This is a genomic window from Steroidobacter sp. (genome assembly GCF_036402275.1).
In the GTDB taxonomy this organism is placed as follows: domain Bacteria; phylum Pseudomonadota; class Gammaproteobacteria; order Steroidobacterales; family Steroidobacteraceae; genus Steroidobacter.
The window spans coordinates 58,153-70,173 of record NZ_DASWTF010000041.1 but is presented as its reverse complement, the minus strand read 5'-3'; the positions used below and the strand labels follow the sequence as shown (position 1 = coordinate 70,173).

Below are 12,021 nucleotides of genomic sequence, written 5' to 3'. Positions count from 1 at the left end.
TGAACCCTTCGGACAAATCGAGGAGACGGTCATGAACGCCAAATCCCACATCTCGACTCGCATCGGTCTTCACACTGTATTCACGGCGCTCGCCTGCGGTGTCGCACTGACCGCTCCTGTAAAGGCAGACCCGAGCAATGGTGAGCCACTGACGAAGGTCGTGAGCTATGCGGATCTCAACATGAATAGCGACGCCGGCGCCCGAACCCTGTACGGCCGCCTGCGCATGGCGGCGACCACGGTCTGTGCGCCGTTCAAGGACGGCAAGGGGATGCAGAGAGCCCAATGGCGCACCTGCTTCAACCAGGCGATTGCGCAGTCCGTCGAAAAGATCGACCAGCCCGGGCTCACTGCCTATCACCTGAGCCGGACAGGCAAGACCGAGCCACTGTCGCGGGTGGCAAAAGATCAGTGAAGGCCGGACCCGACCGGCCTCGACGCCGCCCCGCGCCAGACAGCTGCGAATGTTCGGCGCGGGGCCGGCGGCTGAAGCTGTCAGGACTGGCAGGTCAGGACAACTTTGCCAATGGTTCGGCCGCTCGCAACGAAACGTTGGGCCGCCTGCGCTTCCGCGAGCGGAAAGGTACAGTCGATGTGGGGCGTCAGGCGCCCGCTTTGAACGAGGGTCGACAATATTCCGAGCGCCCCACCATTCGGTTCCACGAGGTACCAGCTGGCGCGCACTTTCAATCGCTCGGCTTCGGTATGAAGCTGAGGTGCCCACGCCGCTTGTGCGCTGACGAGCAAACCTCCAGGACGCAGCGCCTTGAGCAGTCGCACGCAGGTCTCGCCGCCGACCAGTTCGATCACGACGTCGACATCGCCGATGCTTTCCGCCGGGTCGGCGATTGTGTAGTCGTGTACCTCATCCGCGCCCCACTGACGCAGTAACCGGTGTTTTTCCGATCGCGCCGTCGCGATCACCCAGGCGCCCAGACTCTTGCCGATCTGAATGGCGAGATGCCCGACACCGCCCGCTCCGCCATTCACGAGCACGCGCTGACCCGCTTTCACATGAGCGACATCGTGCAACATCTCCCAGGCGGTCAGGCCCGCAAGAGGCAGCGCCGCGGCTTCCAGGTGACTCAGCTTCTGTGGCTTCAATGCGAAGTGTCGCGCTGGCGCGGTCACATATTCCGCGTAGGCTCCCGCCTGTCGAGGGAACCACGGCATTCCAAACACTTCATCTCCGACACGAAAACGCGTGACCCCGTAGCCCACCGCCTCGACGATGCCCGAGACATCCCAGCCCGGAATGTGCGGAAGTGATAACGCACGCATATACGCGCGACCTTCTCGCGTGAATATATCGACAGGATTCACTCCCGCCGCAATCACGCGCACCAACACTTCCGTAGGAAGCGGCGCCGGCCGGTCGATGTTGACCAGCTTCAGCTCTTCGGGACCGCCCCAAGCCTGCTGCTGAATCGCACGCATTTGAACGGATGGCATGGCTGCTGACATCGGCGATCTCCATTCCTTTTCGACCTTGACATAGATACAGACCTGTCCGTATTGTTGTCAACAACAAAACACGCCAGAGGCCGAGCCAAGGAGACCGAAGATGAGTGTGTTGCAAACATTGCCGGTTGAGCAGATGAAATCCATCGTCAGCAAATTAGCGGCCGTGAAAAGCCGGCAGGATCTCGAGGCCGCCCTCACCATCTATCATGCGGACGGAGAGTTACTGTCGCCGCCCGTCCTCTCTCGCGCCAAGGGCCACGCAGCGCTGAGAAACAGTCTGGCGACGTTTTTTCGTTTCGCGCCGGACTACGAGGTCGACCTTCACGGCCAGGCGGCGGATGGAGAGACGCTCTGCTCCTGGGGCGAGATCCGATTCACTCCGGCCTATTCCTTTCGCGGCGATCCACCGAATGGCAAGAGGATCCGCACTCCGGTCTTCATCTTGTTCCGCTTTCGCGATGAGAAAGTGTTCTGGGAAAGCTTTCACTTCGATCTCGCGGATGTCGCCCGACAGGCCGGACTTCCCGCGGAAGCGTTTCAGCACACTGGCTGAAACCCTCAACGGCGACGCGGCACCGCGGCGTCGATCAAAGCTTTCCCCGCCGCTGCCAACAAGCTGGCGGGACCCGACTTGCCCAGCACCTGCGCGTTTGCGAACGCTCCATCGATCAAGAGCAGCAGCTGATCAGCCAGGAGTCGAGGTTCCTTGACCCGCGCCTGCGTGCAGAGTTTGAGCAGCCGCTCCGATAATTTCTGTTTGTTGGCGATACACACTTCGCGACCAGGATGGGCGAGGTCCGGAAGCTCGGCGGCGGCATTGATGAAAGGACAGCCGCGATATTTGGGGCCACTGACATATCGCGCGATCCATCCCAACTGGGCATCGAGCTCGGCGCGCGGATCTTCCTTGTGTTTCGCGGCAATCCGATCCCACTGCGCCCAGAACTGGGCATTCCGGCGCTCGAGAAATGCGGCGATCAAGGCATCCTTGCTCGGAAACCAGCGGTACAAGGTGGTTTTCGCCACGCCGGATTCTGCGATGAGGGTGTCGACGCCGACAGCGCGCAGCCCTTCCCGATAAAACAGTTCATCGGCCATCGAAAGAATCTTCTCTCGGACAGCCAGGCCGCGAACCTGGGGAACACGCTCGCTCATGACGCTCGGCACCCTGCTCATGTAGACAGGTCTGTATTTTTCCCGCCCGCATCGCGAACTGCAAGTGTCCCTGCTCAGGTGCGCTCGTAATCTCTGAGCCGGAGGGATGCCACTTCACGCAAGCCGCGCAGCGCCCGTCGGGGAATCAGTGGCACACAGCGACGCACACAGGGCGGCAAGCCACGCACGAACGACGCGATATGCATGCCCAACGAGATTTCTATCGACCGTCGTGGAACCAGCGCCCGAATGAGTGAAGGCCCCACATGACGACTTGCCTCCACTGCGGATGCGATCTCACGCTCATAGCTCTGTAACGCGGCAGCGTAGTCGCCGCCTGCCCGCGCCATTTCACCGCTTAGGATGTACGCCGCGATGACGGCCAAGGTCGTACCGCCTCCAACAGCAGGTGCCGGACAATAGCCCGCATCCCCGACGAGCACGACACGATTGCTCGAGTAGCGTTGCATCCGGATCTGGCTCACCGGGGTGAAATAGAAATCGTGCGCCTTCGGTAACTGCGCGAGCAGGCTCGGCACATGCCAGCCCTCTCCTGCGAATACATCGCGCAGCAACTGCTGTTGACGTTCGATGTCGTCATGCTCGATCCGAAGCTCCGTCGGGCGGCGAAACAGAAAGCCCACCGCAAGCTCGCCACTCTGGCGAATGGGAGCCAGGGTCACGGTTTTTGCTGGGGCGACATAGCGCGCGAGATGGCCGCTCGGCACCCAGTCATTGGGCAACGAACACCCGGCGATGTACGCCCCCAAGTAGCGGCTGAAGTGCGATTCCTCTCCGAACACGAGCCGCCGCACCGTCGAGTGCTGCCCATCGGCGCCGACGATGAGGTCGAACGTTTGGGTGGGCGCACGCTCGAAGCTTGCTCGGACGCCATCCGTCCGCATTTCGATTGCGCGGATGCTGTCGCCGAACAGGCACTCAACCTCATCGCGGGTACGCTCGTAGAGCAGTTTCACCAACGTGCCACGCATGACTTCGGCATGCCGGTCGGCAATACGCACGGCAAGATCGGCGAGTGACATCTTGAGCGGCTCGCGCCCCGGCACAATCGTGATGCCGGTGTCATTCAACGTACGTGCGGTCTCCACGGCGGATAGCAAACCCATTCGCTCGATGACATCGACCGCCGATCCCCACAGATCCACGGCATGACCGCCGGCCCGCAATTCGGGCGCCCGCTCCACGACTGTGGGATTGAAACCATGGCGTTTCAGCCAGTATGCCGTGACCAGCCCCGCAATACCCGCGCCCGAAATCAGAACGCGACGATCTCCTGCGCTCATCTAGTTCGCAGCCACCGGTCAAGCCATGCGAGCACCTCGTGTTGCCATTGCAGCTGGTTACGCGCCTGGAGAATGAAGTGTGTTTCGTCCGGAAAGATCACCAGTCGACTCTCGATGCCGCGACGCTGAAGCGCCGTGAAGGTTGAAATGCCCTGCTCATAAGGAACGTTGAAATCCTGCTGGCCATGGCCGACCAGCATGGGCGTGTTCCAAGACGAGACGTGGCGCAACGGATTGTGTTTCTCATAGCTGGCTGGCACGCCGAACTCAGGTCCGCCGAGCTCGAACTCATCCAGCCACATCTCGTCGGTCTGGTAGTACATGCCACGCACATCGAACACACCGGCATAGTTCACGAGACAGCGGAAGCGATCGGACCACTGACTTTCAATCCAATTCATCATGTAGCCGCCGTAGGAGGCGCCTAACGCGCAGACGCTTTCGCGGTCCAGCCAGGGGTATGTCGCCATCGCGGCAGCCAAGCCGATCCGCAAATCCTCGAGCGGTTTGCCGCCCCAATCGCCAGTGATCGAATCCGTGAATGCCTGGCCATAACCGGTCGAGCCGTGATAGTCGATGAACACCACCGCGTACCCTGCGCCCGCGTACACCTGTGGATTCCAGCGATAGCTCCAGCCGTTGCCGAAACTGAGTTGCGGACCGCCGTGCACGATCAACAGAACCGGATACTTTCGTCCCTTCTCGAATCCATAAGGTTGCATCACATAGCCATGCACGCGCTCGGCGTTCCAGCCGAGGAAAGTGAACTGCTCGAAGGGACTGATCCGGAGCTGCTCCAAACGACTCGCATTCAACGTGGTCAGGCGCTCGGACGTTCCGTCGCGATTCAAAAGATACAGATCCGCGGGGCTGTCGAGCGCTGAGCGTGCGTACACGATGTTCTGCCGCGCGACGCCGAATTCGGTGACCTGCCCTTCTGTTTCCAACAGCTTGACCGCACCACTGCGCGCGTCGATCTTCCACAGCACGTGCTGTCCGAGGTGATCCGTCGTCGCAAGGATGTGGCGTCCGTCGGGCGAGAATGCGAACCGATCCACTGAGCGGTCCCAGTCGGCTGCGAGCGTTCGAACATTGCCGGAGCGTACATCTTTGAAGACCAGCTGAAATCGATCTGCCTCGTTCTGCGGCCGCCGCATCGCCTTCCAGGCGAGCACGCGACCGTCCGGCGAATAGGTCGGTGCTGAGTCCCACGCCGGATTGTTTGATGTGAGATTGCGAGGCTCGCTGCTGCCATCGGCTGCGACTTCATAAACATCGAAGTTGGTGGACCACGCCTCCGTCTTTCCTTTGATGCGCGCGGTGAATGCCACACGCGAGCCGTCGGGACTGAAATTGAATTCCTCGTCGCCGCCCCGCGGCTTCGAAGGCACGTCTGCATCGAGTGCACGCGTGAGATCGACTGGAGCCTCGGCCGTCCCGGCGGAAGTAAGCCGCAGGCTATATAAATGAGACTGCCTTCCGTCCTTCCATCGGTCCCAGTGGCGAACAAACAGCCTCTCGTAGACTCGGCCCGTGCCGCGCGGCTCAGGAGTCCTTTGCATACGACGAGCCGAGCAGTCCAAGTCGGCGCAGTCCGGAAAGACCTCGAGCGCGATCAACAAACGATCGCCGCGTGGCGCTACCTTCAACGCCTGTACATCGAGCGGCAGGCGTGTGATCTGAGTCGCCTCCGCCCCATCCAGCTTCGAGCGCCACACCTGCACGCTGCCGGAACGATCGGAAAGAAAGTACAGTCCGCGACTGTCAGGCATCCAGCGCGCGTTCCATTCATCGTGATCACTCACGCTGACTTGGCGCGGACTGCCCGTGGGCGCCTGCGGATCCAGCAGCCACAGGCTGGTGCCACTTCGATTCGTCTCGATGTCCGTTTCGCTGACGGTGAATGCGGCGTATCGACCATCGGGCGACACCTGCAGATCCGAAAGGCGCCGGAGCCGGAGCAGATCCTCCACCGTGAAGGCCGAGCGCTCCTCGGCGCACGCGACATCGTGGCTCGCGATAAAGGCTGTCGTGGCGACGAGCGCCACGACACCCGACAAGACTGTCCGTTTCATTCCCTGGTTCCGATTCGTGGTCCTTACCGGAACGAGTATATCGCCACGCTGCGCTCACCGTTGACGCCTTCAACGATCACGTGGATGTCCACACCCGTGATCGCATGCGAGCCCCAGTCAGCTGGGATGGCGAGCTGCGCCGACGTGGCGGTCGACGGAAGCAGCGGTTTCTTCTCTGCGTTCGAGAACGCCTTCCCGTCGAAGCCGTTCAGCATATGCATGTAGCGCACGAGCGTCACCGTCTGAACCTCATAGCTCGCCGGCAACGTCCATTCGATGTCGAGCGTCCGGCCCAGCGCGTCGGCGAGTGCGTGACTCGTCAGATTGGTGATCGCAATACGTTCCGTCGTGACCGCGTTGCTGCTGAGCTGATACGTCACGGTGGGCCCTTGAAACTCCTCCACCGTCATTGCGAACGGCGTTCCCGCGGGCACGGGTATGCTCAAAGGACCGCTATCCCGCTCGTATGTCAGATAGATCAAGCCCGGTACGATATTCAAGGGAGCGTTGTTCCACAGCTCGCCCCCACTCACCATGGAGGCCGTCACGTGGTGGCTCGCAACCTGGACGTCGTCGGTGAGGCGCGCGACCACCGTGGTACCCGAGCCGTTCGTGACAGCGCCCTGATACGTGCGTGCTTCCGCTTGCACGGTGACTCCAGCGATCCGCTGATCTCCGTGGAACAACCAATTGGCGCCGTACCGCTTGAAGGAGTGCTGCACTGTCTCGGTCTGTGTGGGTATCTCTTGGCCACTCACCGTGCGATCGAGTGTCAGCGTCATTTCTCCCGCCGCCGTGTCGATGTCATCGATGCTACGAAGCCGATACGAGACATCGCAGCCTTTGAACGGTCGGAGCAGATAGCCTACATCGAAGACCGTCTCGCGCCCCGCATTCAAATAGTCCTCAGCGTAGAACGCCATGACGCTGTCGCGATCCCTATATTCGTCCTCGACGGCGGCGATTGCCTGGCCGAACTGGACCAGCATTGCCTTCACTGCGTTCACCGCCGCCTGCTCGTCCGCGCTCAAAGCAAGGACGGTGCGCGCCACCGAGCTGTTCGTGCCGTGAGGACCGGAAACTTCAGTCCGTACTGTCAGCGAAGCCTGTGTGGCGTCATAGGCCAATGTGCTGCGCTGAGTGGTGACGCCGTCCGTGATCACGAGCGTGCCGCTGCTCACGGTCGTCCGGTCCAAGACTTGATCGACGCCCGTTCCATCCGCATCGAAAGCGGTCGCGATCAGATTGAACGAAGATACATCCACGCCCGACTGCTCGAGCCAGCGCTGCAAGGTGGATAGAACGATGGAATGTACGGTCTGCAACGATTCCGGCGAGGCTACGGGGCTGCGCGACGGGTCCTGGAACGCGACGTCGATGGATACATTCCGTGCGCCGTACCACGAACGCGCGATTACATCGGTGAATGGCGTGATGTTGATGACGCCGCTTGCATTGCTATCGATACTCACGCTGTACAGCGGCGTGCTGCCCGTTCCCAGCGGTGGGACCCGGACCAGAAAAGGCGGCTGCAGCCCGGTGGTGTTAATGATGAAGAGCCCATCCGCGCCGGTCGTCGCTGTACGCTGGATGCCTTGCCGATCCTTAAGCGTGACTGTGGCGCCCACGATCGGTGCTCCGATCGCAGCTGTGCCCGTGATCCGAGTCGCTGGCACCACCGTCACCGAAACGGGCGCACTGGTGACGCCTTGCGCGCTCGCCGTGATGTTGCTCGTACCAGGCGCGACGCCGGTCGCGACGCCATCGCCGCCAATGGTCGCGATGCTGGCGTTGCTGGAAGACCAGGTGAAAGTCACACCGTTCACGGCATTGCCGCGACTATCTCGCGCCGTCGCAGTAAAGCTCTGCGTGGTCGCCGTGCCGATCGTGAGGCTGTCTGCCGTCACAGCAATAGACTCGATGGCTCCGGACGAACCGTCGTCGCCGTCCCCACCGCAGCCCGAAAGCAATAACAACCCGACACAAACAATGACGAACGCGATCGAACGTCTCGCGAATTCCATGATGTCTCTTCCGTTAGTGATGAAAAGTTGAGCGTGTCCGCGCGCCAGCTGTGGCTCAGGCGAGCAGGTACATCCGGTAGTCGACTTCCAGCCGCTGCAAGTCCGCCTGCACGGACGCCGCGCAAACCGCGCGGTTCAACCAGCCGTACTGTGCCCCGCCGGTGTGGTAGCGAGCAGCCACCTTGCCGGGAAGCGATGCGGAGCGCTGACCGCTGAGGAAGCGCTCATAGCCGCGCTCGCCGAACTCGAGCAGGCCGAGGTGCTCGCCGAAGATCAGCGCACCATCGTGTGTTTCGATCGTACAGCGCACGTTCAGAAGGCCGACGCCGTCCGGACGTAGCACGAACCAATCCCCGCCTCCGCGGCGCAGGCGACCTCGCACCTTGGGGCCGACACATTCGCCTTCATCGACGAACAGATGGATGCGAAGCCCTTCCGGCGTGGATCCCACCTGCTCCACCTCTTTACGTAATTTGATGTGCAGATCGAAAAGCGGCTCGAGATTCAAAAACGGCGCGGTCATCCGTGCTCCTGCCAATACGAACGTCCGCACTCTAATCGAACGATCGTTCGTACGTCAAACCTTGCTAAGCTAAAGTCATTATGAAAAGAACTCCTCCTGCCAAAACGAGCAAGGCCCCGCCGCCGACGGATCGCCGTCGTGCGCACGGCGCGAGCACACGCCGCGAGATCCTGGATGCCGCGCGTCGTATCGCCGCGGCGGACGGGCTGGAAGCGCTGAGCATCGGTCGGCTTGCAACTGAAGTAGGCATGAGCAAAGCGGGACTGTTTGCTCACTTCGGCTCGAAAGAATCGCTGCAGATCGCAACGATCGATTCCGCGTGGGACGTCTATCGCAGCGAGGTCCTTGAACCGACGACGGCGAGCCCGCCCGGTGCGCCACAGCTACGTGCGTATATGGAGCACTACTTCGAGTACGTGCAGCGCCACGCGATGGACGGCGGATGTTTCTTCACCGCGGCCTCTTCCGAGTTCGACGATCGAACCGGCCCGGTGCGCGACCGGGTATTCAAGAGCACGGCGGAGCGCAGCGCCTTTCTAGATAATGTATTGCACGACGCCGTGGCGGCGGGACATCTGCCGAAGAACACCGATGTCGCGCAAATGAGCTTCGAGATCATGGCGCTGGTGACCGGCACGAACCTGCTGTTCCAGCTTTACAAGGACCCGCAGATCTTTCAGCGCGCCCGTCGCACCCTTCGGGCAATGCCGCCGCCGAAACGCTCGAGCAAAGGCGCCGCTGACTAATACAGTCCGCTCAGCCTTTGCGTGTGGCAACGATGCCGTGCAAGAAAGTTGCAACCGCCTTGGAGACGAAGGCGTGCAGCTCCTCTGGCGCTGGCGCCGGCCGGATGCGTAACACAACCGCAAGATGCAGGTTGCCGCGAATCATGCCGACAAACTGATCGGCGGCAGCCTGGCAACCGGTCACGTCGATTTCCTTCGCGCCTCGCCTCTACGTGCAGCAGTGCCTCGCCTCGCATGCCGGCCCGATCATCGCAGCCAGTGACTATATGCGAATCTTCGCGGATCAGATCCGGCAGTTCCTGCCAGAGCGCCGCAGCGCTGCCGTTCAGGTGAGCGACGCCATCCAAAGGTATGGCATCGACGTCGAGACCGCCGTTGCCCCGCAAGAATCGGAGGGCGCCGAACGTTAGAACGAAGTTACGGTCGCGCCTCGTAGTTCTGGCGGGGAGCCGATGTGAGAGCGCGGACCGGGGTCAAAGGATTGACGTTCCTGATGTTGTCGATGCTGGCCGAGCACGCCGGCGCGCAAGCGACCGCTAATGCGGTCGCCGTTGCCGAAGATGCCTTCGGCTCCAGCGAGGGCGACGAATCCGTCGGCATCTACGATCAGACTTCGGTCCGCGGATTCAGCCTCGAAGCGGCGGGCAACTATCGAATCAACGGCCGTTACTTCGTGAAGAACGGCGGCGTCAGCAGCTTCTTCCTGGAGAAGTCCGTCGTCCGCATCGGTTACAACGCCCTGGCGCTGGATCATCCCGGTCCCTCCGGGGTCGTCGACTACAAGCTTCGCGACCCATCGCGCGACGAGCCCAGCCTCGTCACCGTCGGCGTCGACTCGTATGAGCAACCGTTCAGCGAGCTGCATTTCAAATATCGCAACCAGGCCGACACGTTCTCCACGTCGATGGGCGCGAGCCGGCGGTTCCAATGGGCCGACGAACAAGGCGGAGAAGGCAGCGACCTGCTGCTGGCCGGCACGTTGCGAGCCACGCTCGCCAATGCCCGCTTGCAGTTGTTCGGCGGCGAGTATCGCTACCAGCGCAATGGGAGATTCCGTGTGAGCCTGGCGCCGAACGCAACAGCATTGCCGGCTCAGATCGAGCGTGGGCGTTACCTTGGACAATCGTGGGCGAGCGAGGCAGGCGCCCGACGCATCGTGGGCGCATTGGCGGATCTCGATCTCGACGAACACTGGACGTTACGAGCCACTGGCGTGTTTTCGCAGGAAGCGCCGGACAACAAGTTCACGCAACTGTTCTCGAACGTCGCAGAGGATGGGCTTGCGCAGAGCAGTGTAGTCGTCTCGCCAGAGCAGCGTTCTCGCTCCTATTCCGCCGAGGTGCGCATCGGCAGGATCATCCAAACTGGACACGTGGCTCACAGTATAGCCATGGACGCACGGCTGCGGGATTCGCAGAGCCGCTTCGGTGGCGAACGTGTAATTACCGTAGGCCAGACCCTGTTGGGGCAATCCGCGCAAGCGGTAGCGGCACCCGACATGGGAGCGAGCGCCGCCCGGCTGCGCGACACGATCGACCAGCATGGCCTCGGCCTGAGCTACCAGATCGCGCTACCGGGACGCTTGCGAATCAGCAGTGGGGTTTTGTATTCCGATTATTCCAAACAGTTCACAAACGACGCGGGCACCGTCCACTCCAATGAGTCGGCGCCGTGGTTGTACAACCTTGGCGCGGTGTTGACTGTCCGGGACAGGTTGGAGTTGTACGGCAGTTACACTCGCGGCCTGGAGGAAGCCGGCGTAGCGCCTTCTACGGCTGCGAACGCGAACGCCGTGCTGGAGGCCGCGATAGCTGACCAGCGGGAACTCGGCTTGCGTTATGCTCTCGACGACGTGACGTTGATCGTGGCCGGTTTCGAAACGCGTAAACCTCACGTCGGAATCGACGCGGTCACCGATTCATTCTCTTTTCTGGGTGAAGTGACCCATCGTGGTGTGGAGACGTCCTTGTCCGGCTCGCTCCTGCCCAATCTGTCCGCGGTCATCGGCGCCGTCTATACCGATGCGCGCGTCGTAGGGCCCAGTGTCGATGCCGGGTCGATCGGCAGTCGGCCGCCAGGTGTTCCCGAAATGCGGGCCGTTGCCGCCCTCAACTACCAGCTTTCACGGCAGCTGAGCTTCGATGTAGCAGTCGAGCATCTCGGCGAGCGGGCTGCGCGCTCCCGATTGAATGCCGCGACCGGCACGCAGCTCGAAACTGAAGCTTCGACTGTAGTGGACCTGGGCGCTCGTTACAGCCTCCAAGCTTCGGGCCGCCCGGTTGTCGTGCGCGCTCAGCTATTGAATGCTTTCGACACCTTCGCATGGAAGCCTGCGCCAGGCGAGACTCTGGATTACGTGCCACAACGTTCCATTCGTGTGTTACTCACAATGCAGTTCTGAACGGCGCCGATGATGTGGCATATTCGCAGCAGCGATGCCAGCCGACGACTCACTCCTGCAAGGACCGCCCGATGACAGCGAACGCCGATATCGAAATGCGCTGGGTCGAAGCCTGGAACGATGTGTATGAGATTGCCGGGCAGCAGCGCGATATTCCCTGCCAACTCCCGGACTGGACCGTCGTCACGCTGGACGACTGCCTCGCCTGGCTGCAGGAGTCGGTGTACGCCGGATACCGCGTTCGAGTCGAAGCCGGATGGGTAGGCCACCGCCGCGGCATCATCGTGAATCGTGACCAGTTATTCTAGAAGCTCCCCGAGTGAGTCGTG

At 61.6% G+C, this 12,021-nt stretch carries 12 protein-coding genes and 1 pseudogene; 6 read left to right on the top strand and 7 right to left on the bottom strand.

Translation table 11 applies throughout. The features are described 5' to 3' along the window. Nucleotides 1-31: 31 nt before the first annotated feature. Nucleotides 32-415, top strand: a complete 384-nt coding sequence (locus VGD45_RS25630) for a UrcA family protein (RefSeq protein ID WP_331158224.1) — start codon at nucleotides 32-34, stop codon at nucleotides 413-415. Nucleotides 416-495: 80 nt separating this feature from the next. Here the strand turns inward: VGD45_RS25630 and VGD45_RS25625 are convergent, their stop codons facing one another. Continuing rightward, nucleotides 496-1,464, bottom strand: coding sequence for an NADP-dependent oxidoreductase (locus VGD45_RS25625; RefSeq protein WP_331158223.1), 969 nt, complete (start codon nucleotides 1,462-1,464; stop codon nucleotides 496-498). A 100-nt stretch (nucleotides 1,465-1,564) separates the two neighbouring features. On the opposite strand from VGD45_RS25625, the gene VGD45_RS25620 reads away from it, so the two are divergent. Next, on the top strand, nucleotides 1,565-2,017 hold the full coding sequence (locus VGD45_RS25620; RefSeq protein ID WP_331158222.1) for a nuclear transport factor 2 family protein: 453 nt from the start codon (nucleotides 1,565-1,567) through the stop codon (nucleotides 2,015-2,017). Between the two features lie 5 nt (nucleotides 2,018-2,022). On the opposite strand, the gene VGD45_RS25615 is transcribed toward VGD45_RS25620, so the two are convergent. The 5 genes from VGD45_RS25615 to VGD45_RS25595 all read right to left on the bottom strand — a co-directional run bounded on the left by VGD45_RS25615 (nucleotide 2,023) and on the right by VGD45_RS25595 (nucleotide 8,545). Then, nucleotides 2,023-2,619 carry a TetR/AcrR family transcriptional regulator gene (locus VGD45_RS25615; RefSeq protein ID WP_331158221.1) on the bottom strand — a complete coding sequence of 199 codons (597 nt, stop codon included), beginning with the start codon at nucleotides 2,617-2,619 and terminating at the stop codon, nucleotides 2,023-2,025. Between the two features lie 74 nt (nucleotides 2,620-2,693). Beyond that, the gene (locus VGD45_RS25610) at nucleotides 2,694-3,923 is read right to left on the bottom strand and encodes an FAD-dependent oxidoreductase (protein WP_331158220.1); all 1,230 of its coding nucleotides are present in this window, start codon (nucleotides 3,921-3,923) and stop codon (nucleotides 2,694-2,696) included. Next, nucleotides 3,920-5,998: a S9 family peptidase gene (locus tag VGD45_RS25605; protein ID WP_331158219.1), complete on the bottom strand. Its 2,079-nt coding sequence runs from the start codon at nucleotides 5,996-5,998 to the stop codon at nucleotides 3,920-3,922. The genes VGD45_RS25610 and VGD45_RS25605 overlap by 4 nt, the downstream gene beginning before the upstream one ends. A gap of 23 nt (nucleotides 5,999-6,021) precedes the next feature. Continuing rightward, nucleotides 6,022-8,022 carry an Ig-like domain-containing protein gene (locus VGD45_RS25600; protein ID WP_331158218.1) on the bottom strand — a complete coding sequence of 667 codons (2,001 nt, stop codon included), beginning with the start codon at nucleotides 8,020-8,022 and terminating at the stop codon, nucleotides 6,022-6,024. A gap of 55 nt (nucleotides 8,023-8,077) precedes the next feature. Continuing rightward, nucleotides 8,078-8,545, bottom strand: a complete 468-nt coding sequence (locus VGD45_RS25595; RefSeq protein WP_331158217.1) for a DUF3237 domain-containing protein — start codon at nucleotides 8,543-8,545, stop codon at nucleotides 8,078-8,080. Nucleotides 8,546-8,625: 80 nt separating this feature from the next. Here VGD45_RS25595 and VGD45_RS25590 point away from each other — a divergent pair, with 80 nt between their 5' ends. Next, complete coding sequence (locus VGD45_RS25590; protein WP_331158216.1) at nucleotides 8,626-9,291, top strand: TetR/AcrR family transcriptional regulator; 666 nt, start codon at nucleotides 8,626-8,628, stop codon at nucleotides 9,289-9,291. A 10-nt stretch (nucleotides 9,292-9,301) separates the two neighbouring features. Here VGD45_RS25590 and VGD45_RS25585 read toward each other — a convergent pair whose 3' ends face one another. Then, nucleotides 9,302-9,475, bottom strand: coding sequence for a TetR/AcrR family transcriptional regulator C-terminal domain-containing protein (locus VGD45_RS25585; protein ID WP_331158215.1), 174 nt, complete (start codon nucleotides 9,473-9,475; stop codon nucleotides 9,302-9,304). 16 nt (nucleotides 9,476-9,491) lie between these two features. Between VGD45_RS25585 and VGD45_RS34450 the strand changes: the two are divergent. The 3 genes and pseudogenes from VGD45_RS34450 to VGD45_RS25575 all read left to right on the top strand — a co-directional run. Beyond that, a pseudogene (locus VGD45_RS34450) lies at nucleotides 9,492-9,617 on the top strand (pyruvate dehydrogenase); the annotation flags it as partial. Between the two features lie 128 nt (nucleotides 9,618-9,745). Then, nucleotides 9,746-11,692 (top strand): TonB-dependent receptor domain-containing protein, encoded by a 1,947-nt coding sequence (locus tag VGD45_RS25580; RefSeq protein ID WP_331158214.1) that lies wholly within the window; start codon nucleotides 9,746-9,748, stop codon nucleotides 11,690-11,692. A 71-nt stretch (nucleotides 11,693-11,763) separates the two neighbouring features. After that, nucleotides 11,764-12,000, top strand: a complete 237-nt coding sequence (locus VGD45_RS25575; protein ID WP_331158213.1) for a hypothetical protein — start codon at nucleotides 11,764-11,766, stop codon at nucleotides 11,998-12,000. Nucleotides 12,001-12,021: the final 21 nt, after the last annotated feature.

Coding starts and splice junctions, on each gene's coding strand:
- VGD45_RS25630 (WP_331158224.1), top strand. CDS start 32: ATGAACGCCAAATCCCACATCTCGACTCGCATCGGTCTTCACACTGTA.
- VGD45_RS25625 (WP_331158223.1), bottom strand. CDS start 1,464: ATGTCAGCAGCCATGCCATCCGTTCAAATGCGTGCGATTCAGCAGCAG.
- VGD45_RS25620 (WP_331158222.1), top strand. CDS start 1,565: ATGAGTGTGTTGCAAACATTGCCGGTTGAGCAGATGAAATCCATCGTC.
- VGD45_RS25615 (WP_331158221.1), bottom strand. CDS start 2,619: ATGAGCGAGCGTGTTCCCCAGGTTCGCGGCCTGGCTGTCCGAGAGAAG.
- VGD45_RS25610 (WP_331158220.1), bottom strand. CDS start 3,923: ATGAGCGCAGGAGATCGTCGCGTTCTGATTTCGGGCGCGGGTATTGCG.
- VGD45_RS25605 (WP_331158219.1), bottom strand. CDS start 5,998: ATGAAACGGACAGTCTTGTCGGGTGTCGTGGCGCTCGTCGCCACGACA.
- VGD45_RS25600 (WP_331158218.1), bottom strand. CDS start 8,022: ATGGAATTCGCGAGACGTTCGATCGCGTTCGTCATTGTTTGTGTCGGG.
- VGD45_RS25595 (WP_331158217.1), bottom strand. CDS start 8,545: ATGACCGCGCCGTTTTTGAATCTCGAGCCGCTTTTCGATCTGCACATC.
- VGD45_RS25590 (WP_331158216.1), top strand. CDS start 8,626: ATGAAAAGAACTCCTCCTGCCAAAACGAGCAAGGCCCCGCCGCCGACG.
- VGD45_RS25575 (WP_331158213.1), top strand. CDS start 11,764: ATGACAGCGAACGCCGATATCGAAATGCGCTGGGTCGAAGCCTGGAAC.